At 64.2% G+C, this 639-nt stretch carries 1 pseudogene; it reads left to right on the forward strand.

Features of this window, described 5'->3' with window-relative positions:
• A pseudogene (gene sucA, locus J6500_RS31640) lies at window positions 1-639 on the forward strand (2-oxoglutarate dehydrogenase E1 component); the annotation flags it as partial.

Below are 639 nucleotides of genomic sequence, written 5' to 3' on the forward strand. Positions count from 1 at the left end.
ATCGAGGCGCCACGTGACCGCGAGGAGCTCGATCCGCGTTCCTACGGCTTCACCGAGGCCGACTTCGACCGCAAGATCTTCCTCGATCACGTGCTCGGCCTCGAATACGGCACGCTGCGCGACATCGTGCAGATCTGCGAGCGCACCTACTGCCAGACCCTCGGCGTCGAATTCATGCACATCTCCAATGCCGCGCAGAAGGCGTGGATCCAGGAGCGCATCGAGGGGCCGGACAAGGAGATCAGCTTCACGCCCGAGGGACGCCGCGCGATCCTCAACAAGCTGATCGAGGCCGAAGGCTTCGAGAAATTCTGCGACGTCAAATTCACCGGCACCAAGCGCTTCGGCCTCGACGGCGGCGAATCGCTGATCCCGGCGCTGGAGCAGATCATCAAGCGCGGCGGCAATCTCGGCGTGAAGGAGATCGTCGTCGGCATGCCGCATCGCGGCCGCCTCAATGTGCTGACCCAGGTGATGGGCAAGCCGCACCGCGCGCTGTTCCACGAGTTCAAGGGCGGCTCGGCCAATCCGGACTCGGTCGAAGGCTCCGGCGACGTCAAGTATCACCTCGGCGCCTCCTCGGACCGCGAGTTCGACGGCAACAAGATCCATCTGTCGCTGACCGCCAACCCCTCGCAT

The organism is Bradyrhizobium semiaridum (assembly GCF_020329505.1).
GTDB lineage: Bacteria > Pseudomonadota > Alphaproteobacteria > Rhizobiales > Xanthobacteraceae > Bradyrhizobium > Bradyrhizobium semiaridum.